Below are 21642 nucleotides of genomic sequence, written 5' to 3'. Positions count from 1 at the left end.
GACTTTACAGCAGCATGGTCGCTGCAACAAACATCAAGAACACAGCAAAGATCTTTTTTAAGACTGCCGTAGGAAGGTTGGTTGCCATTTTAGCGCCGACTTTCGTCGTGAGCATCGACGTCATCGCTATCGCCGCTAAAGCTGGTAGGTAAACATAGCCAATACTGTAGTCAGGTAACCCCTCAACTTTGTAGCCATGTAAGATAAATCCAATCATGCCTGAAATCGCAATGACACAACCGCATACCGATGAGGAGCCAACCGCTTTGCGCATTTCAATGCCATGCTTGTTTAAGAAAGGCACCGACAGAGAACCACCGCCAATACCAGCAAGACTAGAGACTACACCAATTCCCGTTCCGTACATCATAGTGACCGGACTACTCGGCATTGGCTTCTCACTTTTCGTCTTGATGGAGCGAAACATTTGTATTGCTAAGCACAGCACAATCACACCGAAGACTTTCGGTAGGTAATGAGTCGGGATCCATTCCGCGATATTAGCCCCAACAAAACCACCGATAACCACGCCAGGCATCAACCATTTGACGACAAACATATCGACATTCCCAAGCTTCAGGTGGTTCAGTGCAGAAGAACCTGACGTGACAATGATACTCGCCAATGACGTTGCTAATGCCATATGCATGCTCATTTCAGGAGAGATACCAGCAAGAGGAAGAAGGTATAGTAACGCAGGTACGACAATCAGCCCGCCTCCGATACCAAGAAGCCCCGCCATCACGCCTACAAAAGCGCCTAGCGCGAGCAATAATATAAATAAAGAGATGGTCACTGTTACCCTACTTCTTACCTGCACGAATAAAGCCGGCAAAGCCTTGCTGGATAAAGAAATCATGCATCATTTGATGGATTTCTTGCCCGTAAGAGCATGACATGGCTTTCTCGACGAGTTTTTCTAGTTCTTTTTGTTGGCTATGACGAATCAAATACTTCACCTTAGCCACGTTCGAGGTGTTCATGCTCAAACTGTTGTAGCCTAAGCCCAACAGGAGCAGCGCACCAAATGGATCACCTGCTAGCTCACCACAAATACACACAGGTACTTGATACTGGTGGCAAACATCGTGAATTTGTTTTAACGCTAACAACACCGCCGGATGCATGGATTCATAGACATCCGCAACACGGGAATTGTTCCGATCAACTGCCAACAAATATTGCGTTAAGTCGTTTGTACCCACCGAAACAAAGTCAACACGATGAGCAATGGCCGGTAACAAGTACACCATTGATGGGACTTCTATCATCACCCCAACCTTTGGTGCTTGAATTCGCTCATCCAGCAACACGACTTCACTGTACGCTTGATTTATAAGCGTAATCGCGTCATCGAGCTCTTTTATTCCCGAAACCATAGGAAGCAAAATACTTAAGTTGCCGCTTTCAGCACTCGCCCTTAGCATCGCTCTCAGTTGGATCAAAAAGATATCCGGATGATCCAAAGTAAAACGAATACCGCGCCAGCCCAAGAACGGATTATCTTCATCAATCGGCAGATACGGCAATGGCTTATCACCACCAATGTCCAAGGTACGCATCACAACGCGCTGATTCGGATAACTATTAAGAATTGCTTGGTACTGATGATACTGCTCATCCTCAGAGGGAAAGTGATGCTGAAGTAAAAAAGCGATTTCTGTTCGATACAGACCAACGCCATCGACACCTGAGTTGATCGCGATATTGCTATCGGCACTCAACCCCGCGTTAAGCATCACTTCAATGTGGCAATCGTCTTTTGTAATGGCTGGCAGTGCCAAGTCTTTGTTCACCATGGCGAACAGTTCAGACTCTTCACTCACAAGGCTACGATACTCGCGTAGAAGCTGCCTGTTAGGTTCTAAATAGATCTCACCAGTGTAACCATCCACAATCCCCTTCTTGCCATTCACGACACTGGTGTTAATGTTCGCGCCCATGATGGCAGGTACACCCAATGCCCTTGAAAGAATCGCCGCGTGAGAGTTCGCTGCACCTTCCAATGACACGACCGCTAAAAGGTGTTGTTTTGGAATCGACGCTAATAACGTGGCCGTCAGTTCATTGGCAACCAAGATCACCGGACGATCGATCGAGGCATGTTCTTGCTCGCTATTGTGCAAGAAATAGAGCAGGCGTTGTCCTAGTTCACGAATATCTTGCGCACGTTCACGCAGATACACATCCGACATACGTGCAAAGCGGTTCGAATAGGTCTCAACAACTTGTCGCAACGCCCAATCTGCTCGGTCGCCTTTCTCGATCTGCTTCTTCAGATCACCACGCAACATTGGATCGTTAAGTAAGTGGGTAAAAAGGTCGAAGATCGCCAAGGCATCTTTATTGATTTCGCTGTCGAACTTTTTCCGCATACGGCGAAAATCACTCAATGCCCTTTCTACTGCAACCGCTAAAAGTTCATGCTCACGCTCTTTATCTAACGCAGACGCAGGAAACACATCATTTAAGTTTGGTTGTGTATTATCAAACCAGAACTCACCAATCGCTACCCCAGTTGAAGCCGGTAGGCCTTTGATCACCGTAGGTTTGGAAGCAAGTTGCCAATGACCGAGGTTTTGCGCATGGGCAATGAGCACCGCAAGCTGTGCCGATAGGGTAACAAGGAAAGACTCTTCCATCTCACTGAACAAACGCGGTGTTTTCTGCTGGATAACCAACACGCCGAGTACTTGTTTGCGATGAATGATCGGCGTACCAAGGAAGGAGTGGTAAACCTGCTCGCCTAATTGGGGGAAGAATTTGAAATCAGGGTGAGTGGAAGCTTCTGCTAAGTTAAGTGGCTCTGCACTGCGCTTCACCAAACCAACCAAGCCTTCATTGAAGTTGATATGGATGCTATCGCCTTCAAAAATAAGGCCTTGAGTTGCCATTAACTCAAGGCGCTGCATTTCTTCGTTAGCAAGATAGATAGTACAACATTCAGTGCATAGGGCGGCACAAGTCTCTTTTACCAATATATCGAGTGCCAGATGCACATCATCGACTCTGGAGACTTTCTCAACTATTTCCCTTAGCTGACTGAGCATGTTAACCCTCTATCTACGTTGCTTTTTTCTTTTCCCTTTCGTCTTACGCTCTCGAAAAGGCATGGCTAAAGATGCAAACTCTTTCATTGCTCGACGGTATACGTCACGCTTGAAAGAAACAACTTGCCTAACTGGATACCAGTAGCTTACCCAGCGCCAACCATCAAATTCAGGGGATTTCCCGCGCTGCATATTGATGCGAGACTCATCGCACTCTAATCGCAGCAGAAACCATTTCTGTTTTTGGCCGATACAAACAGGCTTGGAGTCCCAACGCACCAATCGCTTTGGTAGCTTATATCTTAACCAATGACGACTTGTAGCGATGATCTTAACGTCTTTTTTCGTCAGACCGACTTCTTCATATAACTCCCTGAACATGGCTTGTTCAGGTGTTTCACCTTCGTCAATCCCACCTTGTGGAAATTGCCATGAGTGTTGCCCGTATCGTTTAGCCCAGAAGACCTGACCATGGTTATTACATATCACAATACCAACATTGAGTCGGTAACCATCGCCATCTATCACTGGCTAACCTCTATGAATAATTTTTTATTACCGTGATTTTTCCACATATCCCCATTACTAGCAAACTTACTGATGTGATATGAGCAAGATTTATTACCTTTCGCCCCGTTTTGGATATCTTTTGAACAGACATTATTTTATCAACACAAGTTTGAGACATAGCCCACATTTATTCACCTTTTCTGTGAATAACTTTGTGAAGAAAACGCTATCAACAAAGAATTTTGTTCAAAACCATTATTGTCGACATTTATAAAGGCTCAACCAAAAATAGATAACTAAATGATTAAAAAGAATAAAAAGCAATATTGATGATTTATTGATCTTATTTGCCTTGATGATCTTTTCATCAAACACAGATCGGTCAAAGATCGCACAATCGGTTATTTATCCACATTCGACAGGTAGGACTTCATGGCATCTCAATAAAAGCAAGTCTCAATCGCTACCTAAACCCCTGTTTATTCATCCAGCTCAGCTAGAGATCCTATTGGTCACTTCCTAATCTGTGGATAAGTTATGAATTGATCATTCTTAATCCAGCTCGATGAAATCTTAGACAGAGGATTTTATTCAAATTTGTTAGACTAGATGTTTTCCAATACCACCTTGTCATTATGAAACCAGAACCACAATCCGAAGCTGAACTGATGGAACGCGCGCACGACATTGCTGGCTTAAGCTTTGCTGAGCTTGCCGAAGAGGCTGGCATGACCGTTCCAGAGAACTTGAAACGCGACAAAGGTTGGGTTGGTCAATTGCTTGAATGGCATTTGGGTGCGCCTTCGGGTAGTAAGCCGCAACAAGATTTCGCTAAACTTGGGATCGAACTAAAAAGCATTCCGATCAGTTATTCTGGTAAGCCATTAGAAACCACTTTTGTCTCTGTAGCACCATTGACTGGTGTACAAGGCTTAACATGGGAAACCAGTCACGTACGCAACAAACTTTCCCGCGTACTTTGGGTTCCCGTGGAAGGCGAGCGCGAAATTCCTTTAGCAGAGCGACGAGTTGGCAGTCCATTGATTTGGTCACCAGACCAGGAAGAGGAGCTAGTCCTAAAAAACGATTGGGAAGAGCTGATGGAAATGATCGTGTTAGGTAAGTTTGATCAAATTTCCGCCAGACACGGAGAGGCACTGCACTTACGACCGAAAGCTGCAAACGCAAAAGCTTTAACAGAAGCATACAGTTCAAATGGTAAACCGATCAAAACCCTGCCTCGCGGATTCTACCTCAGAACACAGTTTACTGAGCAGATCCTACTGAAGCACTATATCAACGCTCAATCCGAGTAACTAGGTTCTGTTGGTCTTTTGCGGTTCATTTCTACAGCGTTATCGACTTCTCATGTAGGCTAGCTACGCTTCAAAGCCTCTGCCTTGTAGAAATTTCCCACAAAGTACTGCAAAAATCAGCTCAAAAGATCAACTGCCCCTAGTGCGTTACCAGTGACAATTCAATATCACAATATGAAGCTGCGCCATCGCTACCAAATTCATCGTACGCGTTGTGCAGTCTTAAATAAGCTTTATCAATCCCCAACCTAAGCAGTTCTTCTTTCACCAAGTCTAACGATCCAAAGTGAATCGGATCTTCGCCATCTTTGATCGGCTCAAGTTGGTGTTTGTACTCCACTGCTAATAGATAGTCAGAGACATCAGAACAACCTATCACAAAGACCTTCGGTGTTTTGTAGGAGTCTTTGTGGTGGCCATGCAACCACATGTCGAGTTGATGCTTCTGCATAATGCACCTCCTTCACAAGATCTTTTAAGTCTAGTTACCGTATTGATAACTTTCGAGTTAACTACAAAGCGAAAGTTAAATCATTTGCGACAGCGACTAAAAATCCCCTATATTGGAATGACTTATTCAGTCGGTAATTCTTCAAGGACGTGAAATGCAATATACAAAACTACCGCACTCATCACTCGAGATCAGTAAGATCTGCCTTGGCACTATGACGTTTGGTGAGCAAAACACCGAACAAGAAGCGTTTCAACAACTCGACTTCGCCCTCGACCGTGGCGTGAACTTTATTGATACTGCAGAGATGTATCCCGTTCCACCAAAAGCAGAAACACAAGGACTCACTGAGCAATATATTGGAAATTGGTTAGCGAAAAGTGGCAAGCGCGAAAAAGTAGTATTGGCAACGAAAGTCGCTGGTCCACGCAACGTGCCTTATATTCGAGAGAACATGAGTCTGAATCGTCGCCATATTCATACCGCTATCGATGACAGTCTCAAGCGTCTACAAACCGATTATGTCGATCTATACCAATTGCACTGGCCACAACGCCAAACCAACTGCTTTGGTCAACTCAACTACCCTTACCCAGATAAGCAAGAAGAAGTCACACTGATCGAAACACTTGAAGCACTGACCGAACTAGTTAAAGCAGGCAAGGTACGTTACATAGGTGTATCGAACGAAACCCCATGGGGTGTGATGTCACTGCTGCGTTTAGCAGAAAAACACGATCTGCCTAGAATAGTTTCAATCCAAAACCCATATAACTTGTTGAACCGCAGCTTTGAAGTTGGTTTGTCTGAAATCAGCCATTATGAAGGCGTTCAGCTACTTGCTTACTCACCTCTAGCCTTTGGTTGTTTAAGCGGTAAATACCTCAACGATGCGAAGCCAGAAGGTGCCCGGTGCACTATTTGGGAACGCTTTGCTCGTTACTTCACTCCACAAGGCGTGAAAGCAACAGAAGCATACGTCAATCTAGCTCGTGACCATGGTTTGGATCCTTCGCAAATGGCACTTGCCTTCGTCAATCAGCGACCATTTGTGGGTTCTAATATCATTGGCGCTACTAACCTAGAACAACTTAAATCCAATATCGACAGTATCGATGTTCACCTCAGTGAAGCGTTACTCAATGACATCCAAGCGATTGGCACCACTTACTCAAACCCTTGTCCGTAAGACTTCATGTTGACGTGACCAACACACTAAAGTAACGGACACTAAAAACAAAACGGGCTGACCATAATGGTCAGCCTGTTTTGTTTCTATCAAGCCCAAATTGAACCAAGTACATTAAGGAAAGTTCAATTTGGGCTTTTGATTACGTCAGTATTCGCGAAGTTAAAACTCGGCGAAGATGGCGAACTCGACGATCAACTTTTACGGCGTCTGGGACGCTAGTTCGAGTTGAGCGGCCGTCTTTATCTAAGCCAATATCTTTTAGCAAGTGTTCGTTAGTCCATGGAATATCATGTGAGCTACGACGAACCATACGTTGCCATTGTTTTTCTTCACGTTTTAGATCTGCTTTCAATAGCACAGTTGCTAGTTTCAGATAGATAGAGTGACGCATAACTTATTCTCCAAATTGCGATAAAGGATCGACTGGGAAAAATAGTGCGTAATTGGACAGAAAAATTCTGTTGAGACTAAGCCGCTACTTTTCCGCAGCCTAGTAAAAGAGATAGGTTACGGATTAATTTAATCTAATGAGCCAGTGGCATCCTGTTTAGTCGCATCAAAGGTTGAGCGAACAGCAGGCATACGATCAGCGCAAGCAGTGGTGTTAACAACGTAATGTTTCATCTTGCGCCTCCTAGCTAAAAATTAATCCGTGATTGATGTGGTATAACTCTTTGAGTTACGGCTAAATTGTAAGCAACGGAGGATATTTATCAAACAATTTTTATCCTTTCGATTAAAAACAAACCAATGACCTAAAATTAGGTTTCATATGGTTTTTTGAATAACATATTCAACTAAGGAATATATAAAATATCGAGTTTTATAAATAACCGAATTCTATTCACAAAAAAGGAGCGCATATGCACTCCTTTTTGGGATAAGTTGTTTCGTCAGCACTTACTGATTCAAATTAGATTAAACCGTCTGCTCTGAAATCAAATTATGCTTGTTCAATAGTCGATACATGGTTGCGCGCGATACGCCAAGCTCTTTCGCTGCGTTCGATACCTGACCGGAATGTGATTCCAACACAACAAGCAATGCATCACGCTCACTCTTTTCACGAATTGACTTCAAGCTACGTTTAGAATCATTGCGTTGCGGAAGATCAAGATGATGTTCTTCAATCATTACGCTATCCGACATCAGTACAGCGCGTTTGACTTGGTTCATCAACTCACGCACGTTACCTGGCCAGAAGTAACGTGTCAGTGCTTTCAGCGCATCTTCAGAAAAGCTTTTCGCCTGCGAGTTATATTCTTTTGAGAACTCTTGTAGGTAGAAGCGCGCTAATAGTGCGATATCACTTGCGCGTTCTTTCAAGCTTGGCACATTAATGCGAAGCACATTGATGTAATGGTAAAGCTCTTCATTGAAGTCACCATCAATCAGTGCTTTTTCAACATCAGAAGAGTTAGCAGCAAGAATACGAACGTTAACATTTTTCGCACCATCACGAGTTTCAATCGTGCCTTCTTGCAAGAAACGCAGAAGGTTCATCTGCTGTTCTTTAGAGATGGTCAAGATATCGTTGAAAAGCACGGTACCACCATCAGCCTGCTCAAGCAGACTTGCTTCCATATAGTCATCAGCATCAATGCCAAAGACTTCGGCTTGGAAGCGTTGCTCGTTAAGCGCGCGACAGTTAATTGATAGGAATGGCTTGTGAGAACGTGAGGATACTTTATGAATCGCACGTGCAACAGCTTCTTTACCTGTACCGCTTTCACCATAGATTAGAATACTTACATCGGTTGGACCGATACGTTTCACTTGGTCACGTAGACGTTTCATTGGGATAGATTCGCCGATCAGCCCCATGTCTAAGCTGCTACCAAAGCTTGGCCATACTTTTTTCTCTAGCTTCAACATACCAAGTTGGTGACCAATGGTACTCAATAGCTGTGCATCAGGGATTGGTGCCGTGAAAAAGTCGATACAGAAGTTCACAATGAACTGACAGATGGTATCAGTTCCGAGTTGAGATTCACGGATGAATGCTAACCAACGAACGTGCTTGTGAGAACTCACTAAGTTCGCCAAACCATTAAGACTGAACTCGTCATGGCTAAGGTCAACTATACCAATACATGGACCAATATCTTCTAACAATGTGTTGGCTTTACGTAAATCACCCACTTGGTGACATTTCCATCCCACTTGCTCTAGCACCGAAAGCCAAGGTTCATAAGTACCGCCAACTACTACAAGCGATCCCGGAATGGAATCCATCTTAAACTGCCCAGCCATTCTCTAACCCTTATTGATTGTTCATAGAAATTTCGCGCCACAAACCCATCTTTGCGAACGGGTAACATTATCGAGACTACGCGCGCTGAAGTCTGTCTCAATATTAAGACTATGCAACAGATTGAGATTTGGCGAATGCTTATTTAGACCTCTTATATACAATCAAATGCAAATATTTGAATTTATTCAAATTAAAGATACAAAAAAACCACCCGAAGGTGGTTTTTTCATTACTCAGCGAGGAGATTACGCTTGTGGGCGCATCGCTGGGAATAGGATCACGTCACGGATAGTGTGCGTGTTAGTCAGCAGCATAACTAGGCGGTCGATACCGATACCTTGACCTGCTGTTGGTGGTAGACCGTGCTCTAGTGCAGTGATGTAGTCTGCATCGTAGAACATTGCTTCGTCATCACCAGACTCTTTCGCTTCCACCTGTGCTTTGAAACGCGCGTCTTGGTCTTCTGCATCGTTAAGCTCAGAGAAGCCGTTTGCTACTTCACGACCACCGATGAAGAACTCAAAGCGGTCTGTGAAGAATGGGTTGTCATCGCTACGACGAGCCAGAGGAGAGATGTCCGCTGGGTAGCCAGTGATGAACGTTGGCTGCATTAGCTTAGGTTCTGCAGTTTCACCGAAGATTTCTTCAAGAAGCTGACCACATGTCCAGAAAGGTTCGACTTCAACGTGCACTGATTTCGCGATAGAAACCATTAGGTCACGGTTTTGAATGTCTTCTTCTGTTAGCGCCTGGATTTGTGCGTGGTCTGGGTTGTAGTGCTTGATTGCTTCAAACATGCTCATACGAGTGTAAGTGCCACCAAACTCAACCGTGTCATCACCGTAAGGCATTGACGTTGAACCTAGAACTTCTAGAGCGACTGAGCTTAGTAGTTCTTCAGTTAGGTCCATAAGATCTTTGTAATCCGCGTACGCCATGTAGAATTCCATCATTGTGAATTCTGGGTTGTGACGTGGAGAAAGACCTTCGTTACGGAAGTTACGGTTGATTTCGAATACGCGATCAAAACCACCAACAACTAGACGTTTCAGGTATAGCTCAGGCGCGATACGTAGGTACATTGGCATGTCTAGTGCGTTGTGGTGCGTGATAAATGGACGCGCACTCGCACCGCCAGGGATAACGTGCATCATTGGCGTTTCAACTTCCATGAACTGTTTAGAGATCATGAAGTTACGGATTGCAGACATTACTTTAGAACGTACTACGAACGCTTGACGAGAATCTTCGTTAACGATTAGGTCAACGTAACGTTGACGGTAACGCATCTCTTGGTCAGTTAGACCGTGGAACTTCTCTGGTAGTGGACGAAGTGCTTTAGTTAGCAACTCGTACTCTTCCATGTTCACGTATAGGTCGCCTTTACCTGATTTGTGCAGCGCACCTTTAACACCGATGATGTCACCGATATCAAGACCTTGGTATTTGTCTTTTAGTACTTTTTGAACCGCTTTGTCAGCGTAAGCTTGAATACGACCAGAAGTCTCTTGGATTACTAGGAATGGACCACGCTTAGCCATGATACGACCAGCAATTGCAACTACGTGGTTAAGCTCTTCTAGCTCTTCCTTCGTCTTTTCACCGAACTCTTTTTGAAGGTCGCCCGCTAGTGCGTCACGACGGAAGTCGTTTGGGTGGCCATTTGCTTTGCAGCTCTTTCGGATTTCATCCAGTTTAGCGCGGCGTTCAGCAATTAGCTTGTTTTCTTCTTGTACAGTTTCGTTTTGAACAGCATCAGTCATTTTCGATGTATCCTGTTTTTGTCGGTGAAAAGCTTTATAGACCTGATTTCAGGCTAGCTTCAATAAATTTGTCCAGATCGCCATCAAGAACCGCTTGAGTATTACGGTTTTCAACGCCCGTACGGAGGTCTTTAATGCGTGAGTCATCCAATACGTAAGAACGGATCTGGCTACCCCAGCCAATGTCAGACTTAGCGTCTTCATTAGCTTGTTTTTCCGCGTTTTGCTTTTGCAATTCAAGCTCAAATAGCTTCGCTCGAAGCTGTTTCATTGCCTGATCTTTGTTCTTATGTTGAGAACGGTCATTCTGACACTGAACCACTGTGTTCGTTGGTACGTGTGTAATACGAACCGCAGATTCGGTGGTGTTTACGTGCTGACCACCAGCACCTGACGCACGGTAAACGTCGATACGTAGGTCAGATGGGTTAATGTCGATATCAATGTTTTCATCAATCTCTGGGTAGATAAACGCAGAAGCAAATGAAGTATGACGACGACCGCCTGAATCGAATGGCGATTTACGAACTAGGCGGTGAACGCCTGTTTCTGTGCGTAGCCAGCCGTAAGCGTACTCACCAGAGATCTTCACTGTTGCGCCCTTAAGACCCGCAACTTCGCCTTCCGATACTTCGATCACCTCAGATTTGAAGCCTTTTGCTTCAGCCCAACGTAGGTACATACGTAGCATCATGTTGGTCCAGTCTTGTGCCTCTGTACCACCTGAGCCAGCTTGCAAATCAATGTAGCAATCAGAGCTGTCATGGTCACCAGAGAACATACGACGGAATTCAAGCTGTTCTAGCTTCTCTTCCAACTCAGCAAGTTCTGGTTCGATTTCGTCAAACGTTTCTTGATCTTCTTCTTCAACCGCAAGCTCAAGAAGACCTTCAACGTCCTCTACACCTTGCTCTAGTTGATCGATAGTTTCAACAACCGCTTCAAGAGATGCACGCTCTTTACCTAGTGCTTGTGCACGTTCTGGCTCGTTCCATACATCTGGTTGTTCAAGTTCTGCGTTGACTTCTTCTAGACGCTCTTTCTTAGCGTCATAGTCAAAGATACCCCCTCAGGACATTCGTGCGCTCAGACACGTCCTGTAGACGGTTTTTAATTGGATTGATTTCAAACATGTTGGCTCAACATTTTAGAATAGAATTTAACCGAGAAATTCTACTCAAAAATGTGACCGAGATACAGGAAAATTTCGGCTGGGAAATCAGATTGCAATTAGAGAGAGCACGGTCATAAAATTTTTGCCCCACAAAAAGGCGACCGTACTCTAAAAGAAGTGACTTTCTAGGTCCTACTTAGCTTCAATGTGGTCAATCATTAACTGTAATGATTGATTGCCGCGAAACTCATTCACATCCAACTTATACGCGAGGCGTACTGTTTTCACTGATGCATCCGGCCAACGACGCAAGTCAACATTAAATGCAATACCATCGATCATGACGTTTGTTGGATGGCCTTTGAAAAGTGGTTCTAGCATCAGCTTAAGGTGCTTCTCACCGACCAGTTTCTGGTGCAATACTTTGAACTCACCATCAAAGATAGGTTCTGGGAACGCTTGCCCAAAAGGACCACCTGAGCGCAATTGTTCAGCAACATTCATCGAGAACTCTTCGGGTTTAAGCTCGCCGTCCGACATTACCACACCTTTCAGCGCCGCTTCGTCCAGTTCTTTCTTCACGACTTCATCAAACAAACGGCTAAAGCGCTCGAAGTCTTGTTCTTTGATGGTCAAGCCTGCCGCCATCGCGTGTCCACCAAATTTGATGATCAAGCCTGGGTTTTGCGTATCGATGAAATCCAGCGCGTCACGCATGTGTAGCCCCGGAATAGAGCGACAAGAACCTTTAATTGTCCCCTCTCCGCCATCGGCAAAGGCGATAACAGGACGATGGAACTTCTCTTTAATGCGCGAAGCAAGAATACCGATAACGCCTTGGTGCCAATCACGTTGGAACAGTGCTAAACCGTAAGGCAATTCACTGTTTTCACCAAATTGAAGACGCTCACAAAAAGCCATCGCTTCTTGCTTCATCCCTTCTTCAATCTCTTTACGGGTTTGGTTCAAACCATCCAACTCACTCGCCATACGACGCGCCGCATGGATGTTGTTACACATCAGTAGTTCAACACCGAAAGACATGTCATCCAAACGACCTGCGGCATTAATACGAGGACCAAGTGCAAAGCCAAAATCAGATGCTACCAAACGACGAGCATCTCGCTTCGCGACTTCAATCAGAGCTTGAATTCCCGGGCGTGCTTTGCCTGCACGAATACGCTGCAAGCCTTGGTGTACAAGAATGCGGTTATTTTCATCCAGCGGTACAACGTCGGCGACGGTGCCGAGAGCAACCAAGTCGATCAACTCCATCAACTTAGGCTCTTGCATGCCTTGCTGCACGAACCAATTTTGTTTACGCATATACACACAAAGCGCCATCATCAAATAGAAAGCAACGCCAACCCCTGCCAATGCTTTCGATGGGAAAGCACAGCTGTCGAGGTTCGGGTTCACCATGGCATCCACATTCGGCAGCTCTTGCCCTGGTAAGTGATGGTCAGTAACCAGTACAGTAATGCCGTTTTCTTTGGCGTAGCGAACCCCTTCAATCGACGACACACCGTTGTCTACCGTCATAATCATCTCAGCACCCAGCTCTAACGCCTGGTCCACGACTTCAGGACTGAGGCCGTAGCCATCTTCAAAGCGGTTCGGCACCAAGTAGTCCACGTTATTACTGCCAAGCATACGTAGGGCAAGCACTGACAACGCCGAGCTAGTCGCGCCATCGGCATCAAAATCGCCAACGACAATAATGCGCTTTTGCTCATTAATGGCTTGGAACAACAACTCAACCGCCTGGTCAATGCCACCCAACTGTTGGTAAGAATGTAAGCCACGAGCAGAAGTCTCTAACTGTGCTACATCTGTGATACCACGGTTAATGTAGATGCGCTTGAGAATAGGTGGAATGGAATCGGGAAGAAGAGAAAGATCCGGTTCAGGACGTCGTTGAATTTCTATCATGTTTGAAAAGAGCCAACGAATACCGCAGGCTCTGCTCCTTAAAGGATTATTGTTGCTCTAAGCGTTTTAGTAGTTCAGCCGGTGGAAGGTAACCGCCTACGAGTTCACCACTTGGTAGGAAGATTGCTGGCGTACCAGAAATACCAAGTTCACGACCTAGGTTGTAGTGCGCTTGAATGGTTTCTTTGCACTGTTTTAGATCTTTCGCTGGATTGTCGAAAGTGCGCTCAACTTTTGCATTGTGCATTGCTGATTTCGGATCTTCTGCACACCAAATTGTCGCCATTTGTTCAGCAACTGGACCTGTTGCACCTTGACGAGGGTACGCCATGTAACGAACAGTAATACCCAAGTCGTTGTAACCTTGCATCTGGCTGTGTAGACGTACACAGTAACCACACGTGATATCGGTAAATACCGTCACCACATACTTCTCGTTGTCCGCTTTGTATTCAATCACGCTATCAGATAACTTCGCGATTTTCTCTGCGTTCAATGGTGCTTGACGCTCAGCAATCACGTCTTTGTAGCCGCCGTTATCATCAATGGCGTAAAGTGTACCGGCAATAAAGTGGTTACCATCGTTTGATGCGAACAACACACCACCATTGGTTTGGATTTCTAATAGTCCAGCAACGTCTGATGGTTGGATATCAAGAATAGACACACCCAGCTTAGAGAACTTCGCTTTTAGCGCAGCTTCATCAAAGTTCTGTTTTGCCGCTGGCGCGACTTGTTGTGCAGGAGTTTCCGTTTTTGCCTGACTTTCTTCAGCACCACAAGCGGTTACGAAAAACGGTAAAGTCAGCAGAGTTAGTCGGCGTAATACGCTCATTAAATTCACCTTAAAATAAAATCTTTTCATCCAATGAGACAAAGGATGAACCAAACCATCATTATGCTCTTGGGTGGTGTTGACTGTGGATCTGTTTCAATCGTTCAGTCGCCACGTGAGTATAAATTTGCGTTGTCGATAAGTCACTATGCCCCAACAGCATCTGTACGACCCTGAGATCTGCGCCATAGTTCAATAAGTGTGTCGCAAAAGCATGGCGCAATACGTGTGGAGACAGTTGGTCGGTATCAATACCCGCTATCACAGCGTAGTACTTGATACGGTGCCAAAAGGTCTGACGGGTCATTTGTCTCGCACGTTTACTTGGGAATACCACATCCGACGTAGTCTCTCCCAATAGAGCAGACCGACCTTGCTGGATAAAAGTTTCAATCCAATCGACCGCGTTTTCTCCCATAGGAACGAGGCGTTCTTTACCACCTTTACCGGTCACGCGCACTACCCCTTGACGCAAACTGACGTTTTCCATTGTCAGACTGACCAACTCTGTCACACGCAACCCAGTCGCGTAGAGTAGCTCAAGCATGGCTTTGTCTCGCAGCTCAACGGGATCATTAGGATCTGGCGCATCAAGCAGTGCGTCCACTTGCTCTTCACTGATGTCTTTAGGCAGACGCTGAGGCAACTTTGGGCTGACCAACAGCGCACTCGGATCATCGCCGCGTACTTTTTCACGGTGAATGTATTGGAACAAGCGACGAATCGCTGACAACATACGCGCACGGGATGTCTGCTTGTAATCTAAATCAACGAGGTAACTTTGATACTCTTGCAGACCAGACAAACTGATGAAATCTAGACGGTAGCTATGTTGCTCCATCCACGCGAGCAATTTCATTAAATCATTTCGGTAGGAAGCCAACGTGTTCTCCGATAGACCACGCTCCATCCACATTGCATCTAAGAATTGTTCAACCAGACCAAAATCTTGTTGATTGACAGGCTGTTGTGCCGTCATGAACGCTTCCTTATCTGTTTATATTTACAGTATTGAGAGTAAGGCAACTGCTCAACCAATACCATAAAAAAATCATCTCCCGCGGGATATTCGCTGCAATCTTCCCCGATTTATGGTTAGAATCTGCCACAACAGCAACATAAAAAACGACGAATATAATGAAAATCGGACTCTTTTACGGCTCAACAACCTGCTACACAGAAATGGCAGCAGAGAAAATTCGCAATATCATTGGTGAAGACCTTGTCGACATTCACAACGTGAAAGAGACACCGCTGTCGCTGATGGCAGATTACGATTTACTGCTAATTGGTATCTCTACTTGGGACTTCGGTGAAATCCAAGAAGACTGGAGCGCTATCTGGGAAGATATTGCAATCACACCGCTAAAAGGCAAAGTCGTAGCTTTATTCGGCTTGGGAGACCAAGAAGGCTACGGCGAGTGGTACCTTGATGCGATGGGTCTACTGCATGACGAGCTAAAAGCAACGGGCGCGCAGTTTATTGGTTACTGGCCAAACGAAGGCTATGAGTTCGAAGCATCAAAAGCACTGACAGAAGATGGCAGTCAATTTGTCGGCTTAGCGTTGGATGAAGATTCCCAGTACGAACTCAGTGATGAGCGCATCGAGAAATGGTGTGAGCAAGTCTTAGTAGAGTTCCACGACACACTTTAAGTCATACGGCATCCAGCACTTGCTAGACAACAGATAAACAAAAAGCCCGGCGAATCACTTCACCGGGCTTTTTTTGTTTTGCTAGTCAGCAATTATGCAGTTTCTTCAGTCAACTCTGGTTGTGAGGACTTAGCAATAAAGAACATGCAAATAATCGCTGCAAATGTTGGTAGAACCCAACCCATGCCCACTTCAAATAGCGGCAGCATGTTGAATGCAGACACGTCTAGACCCGCAACTTTCGCAGCATCAATCAATGCAAATAACAGTGATACTAGCAGTACAGAGCGGTAAGCCACTCGTGGGTTTGGAAGCTTGCTACGTACAAACGTTAGCGCAACCAATGCTACTGCTACTGGGTATAGCGCAAACAGAACCGGAACTGATAGAGAAATTAGCTGAGACAGACCAATGTTTGCAATCAGTGCACAAGCCGCACCGTTGATAATAACCCACTGCTTGTAAGTCAGTTTCGTTTTAGAGCTGAAGAAATCTGAACATGCAGAGATAAGACCGATAGCCGTCGTCAAACATGCAAGCAATACGATGATTGAAAGTACAATCTGACCGTAAGGACCAAATAGCGCCTGAACGTATTGGCTCAGCACAGCACCACCGTTGTCTGCGCCTGCTGCAATAGTTGAACTCGTCGCACCTAGGTAGAACAATGAGATGTATACGAACGCAAGACCTGCAGCGGCAATACAGCCAGCACAGATTAGGTATTTTGTCGTTGCTGCACGCTCAGTGATGCCTTTACTGCGAAGTGCGTCCACCATTAGCATACCGAACATCAACGATGCGAACGTATCCATGGTGTTGTAGCCTTCAAGGAAGCCCTTAGTCAATGGTTGAGTTAGGTACTCGCCGTGCGCGCCCATCATTTCACCTTGTGGGTCAATGAATACCGCAATAGCAAGAACGATAAGACCAAGGAACAGAACTGGCGTTAGCACTTTACCAATCAAATCAATCAAACGACCTTGGAACCAAGCGAAGATCATAGCCACCGCAAAGAACAAGATTGAGAATGATGTTAGATGCGCTTGAGAGGCATCTAGGAAGAATGGTTTCACTGCCATTTCATATGCTACAAGACCTGTACGAGGTGCAGCAAATGCAGGACCAATGATGATGAAGATCAACGCCGCCATCAGCACTGCTGCTTTCTTAGGAAGATCTTGAGTCAAGTGATCCCAAGAGCCGCCTGCCACAGCAATAGCAACGATAGTAATAAGAGGTAGACCTACCGCTGTTAGCAAGAAACCGAACATTGCTGGCATCAGGTGATCACCGGCTAGCTGACCCGCTAGTGGTGGGAAAATGATGTTGCCAGCACCCAAAAAGAACGCAAATAGCATAAAGCCTACTGCGATAATATCTGTTAGTTTTAACGTCTGCTTCACAGATAACCCTTTTTCTCTAATTGATGAATGTTGTGTATGCATCGACCACTTTTTTGTATACCCAAAGTGAATGAGTACCTGTGGTTCAATCTATAAATTTCCGCCGCATAATGACGAAGTACCCATCATTTGGCAACCTTTAAGAAAAAAACACCATATTAATTTAGTTCGTCAACTTAAAAGCAGTGAATATCACTACCTATAGATTTGAGACCAGTTCATTATCTCGATCAAATTGAAATACAATTTAATAACCAACAAGATAACAATCTATACAATTAAGAAACAATAGAGAAATTAACTCTATTATTGAGCAAAAATAAAACAATCATGAAGAGCGAAAAATTTCAGACTAAGGACTTCAAGTTCAAGCAGTTTTCGATTCACGGCGGTGAAAGTGGCATGCCTGTCAGCACTGATGGTGTGATGCTTGGCGCTTGGGCAAATTGCTCACCACAGAGTAAAATTTTGGACATTGGTACAGGCACGGGCTTGCTAGCACTAATGTGCGCACAGCGATTTCCTGCCGCACAGATCACCGCTCTTGATATTGAAACATCGGCGGTAGAAGCAGCGCAGCAAAACTTCACCCTATCCTCTTGGTCCGACAGGCTTCACATCCACCACGCTGATGTATTGCAGTTTGAACCAACACATCGCTTCGAGCACATCATCTGTAATCCGCCCTACTTCAACAGTGGTGAGCAATCGAAGCAAAGCCAACGTGCAACTGCTCGACACACGGATACTTTGCAACACGCTTCATTACTTAAACGCTGTAATGAACTACTCGAAGAAGACGGTACTGCCAGTTTTGTTCTGCCGATTACAGAAGGCGAATTGTTTATTGCCATGGCTAAACAGCAAGGATGGTTCTTATCGCGCATCTGTCGCGTGCAACCATCACAGAAAAAGCCAGTCCACCGTTTACTGTTTGAATTAGCCAAACAAGCTTGTGATACTCAAGAAACGCACTTGATCATTCACTCAAACGAGGGTTATAGCGACGACTTTACTCAGCTAACTCGCGAGTTTTATCTTAAGATGTGAAATAACATGTGATCCTTGTCACCAATCACTTTATAATGTGCGACCTTTTTATATTCTATGCTGCTGTGGCGAACCATTAACCAAGCTTTGCTTGTGGAGAACTCATTGTGATCAGAACCTTTGCTGAACTTGATCTAGACCAAAACCTACTTGAAGCCATTGACGAGATGGGCTACGAACGCCCAACTAAAATTCAGGCAGAAGCGATTCCACAAGCGTTAGATGGTCGTGACATTCTAGCGTCAGCACCAACTGGTACTGGTAAAACGGCAGCATTCGTCCTGCCAGCACTGCAATACCTGCAAGATTTCCCACGTCGTAAACCGGGACCTGCACGTATTCTGATCCTAACCCCAACTCGTGAACTTGCGATGCAGGTAGCGGATCAAGCTCGTGCTTTAGCGAAAAACACCAAGCTAAACATCTTCACCATCACTGGTGGTGTTCAATACCAAGAGCACGCAGATATCCTAGCAACGACGCAAGATATCGTGGTAGCAACACCAGGTCGTCTACGTGAATACATTGACGCAGAACGTTTTGACTGTCGTGCGATTGAATGGCTAATCCTTGATGAAGCAGACCGCATGCTAGACATGGGCTTTGCTCCAACCGTTGACCGTCTGTCTAACGAATGTCGCTGGCGCAAACAAACCCTTCTGTTCTCAGCAACACTAGAAGGCAAAGGCGTAGAGGGTTTCACAGCAGACCTACTGAACGAACCAGCAGAGATCGACGCAAAATCACCACTACGTGAGCGTAAGAAGATCGCACAGTGGTACCATCGTGCTGATGACGCAGAGCATAAACTTGCCCTACTAAAACACATCATTACAGAGCAAGCAGAACGCACTATCGTATTCTTGAAGACTCGCGAGCGTTTAGCAGAGCTTCGTGCCCAGTTAGAGAGCGCACAGATTCCATGTTCTTGGATTCAAGGCGAAATGCCTCAAGATCGTCGTAACAACGCGATTTCTCGCTTCCGTGAAGGCACTGTAAACGTGCTATTAGCGACAGACGTAGCGGCACGCGGTATCGACCTTCCTGACGTATCACACGTAATCAACTACGATATGCCACGCACGGCAGACGTGTACCTTCACCGCATTGGTCGTACGGCTCGTGCAGGTAAGAAAGGTAATGCTATCTCAATCGTAGAAGCGCACGACCAACCAATGATGGATCGCGTTGCTCGTTACGTGAAAGAAGACATCAAAGAACGTTTCGTGAAAGAGATGCGCCCTAAACACAAAAAGCCTGTGTTTAAGAAGAAAAAGAAAAAAGACGACAAGAAGAAAGTAGCGAAAAAGAAAACCGCTAAGAAGAAGTAATCACGTCTGATTGATTTCAAATCTAAAAGAGCCGCAATCGCGGCTCTTTTTGTTTTTCATCTATAGTTGATGAGCAGGCAAGGTTTTGTCTTCATAGGCATCAGCGAAGCCATGGTTACGGTCACGGTGCCCCGCTTCATCCTCTCGAATACGCAAAATCACATCTCTTAGCATCGCATCAGTTGGCAGCTTGTAGTAATCAATCGCCAGAGTCGGGGCTGGTACGTTCTCCACTTCCCCGCTATCAATTTTCTCTAGGTACTCAGTGTAGCTGTTACACGCTTCTTCTTCGAAGTAACCAACAACACGGTGAGCGATTTTAGAAGACAGCAGATAGATGAAGCTGTACACAACAATGAAAACACCTTGTCCCAGCAACACCAACAAACGCTCAACCAAACTTGGCTTGGCAATATCGAGGAAAATCATCAGGTGCATGCGCTCGTTCTCAGCCTCATCGAGAAGTTCTCGGATCCAGCCTTCATCATCTTTCATTCGGCGTAGCGCTTTCAAGTGATTGAACATCCCAGCTACCATGCCCGGCACGGCTGCGATGGTTTCGAGAATTACCGCTCGTTTCGCGTATTTCTTGCCATAAAAGATGTTCAGAGTGAATTTCAGCAATTTGGTAATACGCAGTGCAACGTACTCCGATAACTTAGAGGCTTTTTTGTGTGTGAGCTTGAAGTCTGACATAGGAGAACTCCTTATTTTAAAAGTTGCATTTAAAATACAACTTTAAACTTTATTACTCAACTATTTTTTAAGATATAAACTTTTTATGTAAAAATTCGATTAAGATCAGATCGAATAGGCATAAAAAAAGCCGGATAACTATCCGGCTTTTTGGCGTACTTTATTTCGCTGAATCATCAACTCGCGATTGACTGACTTCAATCAGTTTTGCTCTTCTCGTTTGAAAACTAAGTCTGTTGGTGTCGACTCTTCTTCAACGAAGTAGTAACCCGCAACATCAAACTTAGTGAGGTCAGCAACACTTTCGATACGGTTTTCGATGATGTAGCGAGCCATCATGCCGCGCGCTTTCTTCGCGTAAAAGCTGATCACCTTATATTGACCATTCTTACAGTCTTTGAAGATAGGCGTGATCACTTGTGCATCCAAGTTCTTTGGCTTCACCGCTTTGAAATATTCATTTGATGCAAGGTTAATCAATACGTTGTCGCCTTGCGCAGCAATCGCTTCATTCAGCTTATCGGTAATGACATTACCCCAGAACTGGTAAAGGTTAGATCCCTTGTCGTTCGCCAGCTTAGTACCCATCTCAAGACGGTATGGCTGCATTAAATCGAGTGGCTTAAGCAGACCGTATAGACCAGATAGCATTCTTAGGTGATCTTGAGCGTAGTCAAAATCAGCGTCAGAAAGGGTTTCCGCTTCAAGACCTGTGTACACATCGCCTTTAAATGCCAAAATGGCTTGGCGTGCATTATCTGTGGTGAAAGTTTCACTCCACTCTTGGAAACGGCCAACGTTCAAATCAGCGATTTTGTCGCTCACTTTCATCAGTGATGCAACATCGGCAGGTGTTAATTTACGGCATACCTCGATCAGCGCTTTTGAATAGCTAACCAAGTCAGGTTGAGTAAACTTCTCGGTCGCGAGTGGTGATTCGTAATCGAGCGTTTTAGCTGGAGAAACTACGATGAGCATGACTTTAACTTCCCTAATTCTATTTTCCATTTAGAGTACAAAAAAAGCCATGCATTGTCTGCATGGCTTTTTGAATCGTGTTGATAGCTTTCAACAATGATTGGCAGT

19 protein-coding genes are annotated in these 21642 nt (G+C 45.1%); 5 read left to right on the top strand and 14 right to left on the bottom strand.

Features of this window, described 5'->3' with window-relative positions; all coding sequences use genetic code 11:
- Positions 1-4: 4 nt before the first annotated feature.
- Genes AACR11_RS22440 through rppH form a run of 3 tightly spaced genes read right to left on the bottom strand, consistent with a single transcriptional unit; the run spans position 5 to position 3578 of the window.
- Positions 5-796: a sulfite exporter TauE/SafE family protein gene (locus AACR11_RS22440; protein ID WP_005447912.1), complete on the bottom strand. Its 792-nt coding sequence runs from the start codon at positions 794-796 to the stop codon at positions 5-7.
- Positions 797-803: 7 nt separating this feature from the next.
- Complete coding sequence (ptsP, locus tag AACR11_RS22435; protein ID WP_017190105.1) at positions 804-3050, bottom strand: phosphoenolpyruvate--protein phosphotransferase; 2247 nt, start codon at positions 3048-3050, stop codon at positions 804-806.
- A gap of 9 nt (positions 3051-3059) precedes the next feature.
- Positions 3060-3578 (bottom strand): RNA pyrophosphohydrolase, encoded by a 519-nt coding sequence (gene rppH / locus AACR11_RS22430; protein WP_005434895.1) that lies wholly within the window; start codon positions 3576-3578, stop codon positions 3060-3062.
- A gap of 617 nt (positions 3579-4195) precedes the next feature.
- On the opposite strand from rppH, the gene mutH reads away from it, so the two are divergent.
- The gene (gene mutH, locus AACR11_RS22425; RefSeq protein ID WP_005447908.1) at positions 4196-4876 is read left to right on the top strand and encodes a DNA mismatch repair endonuclease MutH; all 681 of its coding nucleotides are present in this window, start codon (positions 4196-4198) and stop codon (positions 4874-4876) included.
- 139 nt (positions 4877-5015) lie between these two features.
- On the opposite strand, the gene AACR11_RS22420 is transcribed toward mutH, so the two are convergent.
- Positions 5016-5327: a DUF6482 family protein gene (locus AACR11_RS22420; protein WP_005447906.1), complete on the bottom strand. Its 312-nt coding sequence runs from the start codon at positions 5325-5327 to the stop codon at positions 5016-5018.
- 154 nt (positions 5328-5481) lie between these two features.
- On the opposite strand from AACR11_RS22420, the gene AACR11_RS22415 reads away from it, so the two are divergent.
- Positions 5482-6516 (top strand): NADP(H)-dependent aldo-keto reductase, encoded by a 1035-nt coding sequence (locus AACR11_RS22415; protein WP_005447904.1) that lies wholly within the window; start codon positions 5482-5484, stop codon positions 6514-6516.
- 142 nt (positions 6517-6658) lie between these two features.
- Here the strand turns inward: AACR11_RS22415 and AACR11_RS22410 are convergent, their stop codons facing one another.
- The 7 genes from AACR11_RS22410 to xerD form a co-directional block, all read right to left on the bottom strand.
- The gene (locus AACR11_RS22410) at positions 6659-6910 is read right to left on the bottom strand and encodes a hypothetical protein (RefSeq protein ID WP_005447902.1); all 252 of its coding nucleotides are present in this window, start codon (positions 6908-6910) and stop codon (positions 6659-6661) included.
- Between the two features lie 527 nt (positions 6911-7437).
- Positions 7438-8772, bottom strand: coding sequence for a cyclic-di-GMP-binding transcriptional regulator VpsR (vpsR, locus tag AACR11_RS22405; RefSeq protein WP_029789800.1), 1335 nt, complete (start codon positions 8770-8772; stop codon positions 7438-7440).
- A gap of 246 nt (positions 8773-9018) precedes the next feature.
- Complete coding sequence (lysS, locus tag AACR11_RS22400) at positions 9019-10536, bottom strand: lysine--tRNA ligase (RefSeq protein ID WP_005447896.1); 1518 nt, start codon at positions 10534-10536, stop codon at positions 9019-9021.
- Positions 10537-10570: 34 nt separating this feature from the next.
- Positions 10571-11669, bottom strand: a protein-coding gene (prfB, locus tag AACR11_RS22395; protein ID WP_100208484.1) for a peptide chain release factor 2 whose coding sequence is annotated in 2 segments (ribosomal slippage) — positions 10571-11593 and positions 11595-11669 — 1098 coding nt in all. Because the reading frame shifts where the segments join, the coding sequence is not laid out codon by codon here.
- Between the two features lie 173 nt (positions 11670-11842).
- Positions 11843-13582: a single-stranded-DNA-specific exonuclease RecJ gene (gene recJ, locus AACR11_RS22390; protein ID WP_029789799.1), complete on the bottom strand. Its 1740-nt coding sequence runs from the start codon at positions 13580-13582 to the stop codon at positions 11843-11845.
- A 46-nt stretch (positions 13583-13628) separates the two neighbouring features.
- Positions 13629-14417: a bifunctional protein-disulfide isomerase/oxidoreductase DsbC gene (dsbC, locus tag AACR11_RS22385; protein WP_026000319.1), complete on the bottom strand. Its 789-nt coding sequence runs from the start codon at positions 14415-14417 to the stop codon at positions 13629-13631.
- A gap of 61 nt (positions 14418-14478) precedes the next feature.
- Positions 14479-15396 carry a site-specific tyrosine recombinase XerD gene (xerD, locus tag AACR11_RS22380; RefSeq protein WP_005447892.1) on the bottom strand — a complete coding sequence of 306 codons (918 nt, stop codon included), beginning with the start codon at positions 15394-15396 and terminating at the stop codon, positions 14479-14481.
- Between the two features lie 158 nt (positions 15397-15554).
- Here xerD and fldB point away from each other — a divergent pair, with 158 nt between their 5' ends.
- On the top strand, positions 15555-16073 hold the full coding sequence (gene fldB / locus AACR11_RS22375; RefSeq protein ID WP_029789798.1) for a flavodoxin FldB: 519 nt from the start codon (positions 15555-15557) through the stop codon (positions 16071-16073).
- Positions 16074-16165: 92 nt separating this feature from the next.
- Here the strand turns inward: fldB and brnQ are convergent, their stop codons facing one another.
- On the bottom strand, positions 16166-17479 hold the full coding sequence (brnQ, locus tag AACR11_RS22370) for a branched-chain amino acid transport system II carrier protein (RefSeq protein ID WP_029789797.1): 1314 nt from the start codon (positions 17477-17479) through the stop codon (positions 16166-16168).
- Between the two features lie 330 nt (positions 17480-17809).
- On the opposite strand from brnQ, the gene AACR11_RS22365 reads away from it, so the two are divergent.
- On the top strand, positions 17810-18529 hold the full coding sequence (locus AACR11_RS22365; protein WP_009700497.1) for a tRNA1(Val) (adenine(37)-N6)-methyltransferase: 720 nt from the start codon (positions 17810-17812) through the stop codon (positions 18527-18529).
- Positions 18530-18636: 107 nt separating this feature from the next.
- Positions 18637-19860 carry an ATP-dependent RNA helicase SrmB gene (gene srmB / locus AACR11_RS22360; protein ID WP_005447883.1) on the top strand — a complete coding sequence of 408 codons (1224 nt, stop codon included), beginning with the start codon at positions 18637-18639 and terminating at the stop codon, positions 19858-19860.
- A 60-nt stretch (positions 19861-19920) separates the two neighbouring features.
- Here srmB and AACR11_RS22355 read toward each other — a convergent pair whose 3' ends face one another.
- On the bottom strand, positions 19921-20556 hold the full coding sequence (locus AACR11_RS22355; protein ID WP_005447882.1) for an alternative oxidase: 636 nt from the start codon (positions 20554-20556) through the stop codon (positions 19921-19923).
- 201 nt (positions 20557-20757) lie between these two features.
- On the bottom strand, positions 20758-21534 hold the full coding sequence (yaaA, locus tag AACR11_RS22350; RefSeq protein WP_005447880.1) for a peroxide stress protein YaaA: 777 nt from the start codon (positions 21532-21534) through the stop codon (positions 20758-20760).
- Positions 21535-21642 lie beyond the last annotated feature (108 nt).

Source organism: Vibrio sp. L85 (assembly GCF_963871815.1).
GTDB lineage: Bacteria > Pseudomonadota > Gammaproteobacteria > Enterobacterales > Vibrionaceae > Vibrio > Vibrio harveyi.
The sequence above is the reverse complement of the archived record's forward strand: the minus strand, read 5'-3'. Positions and strand labels throughout refer to the sequence as shown.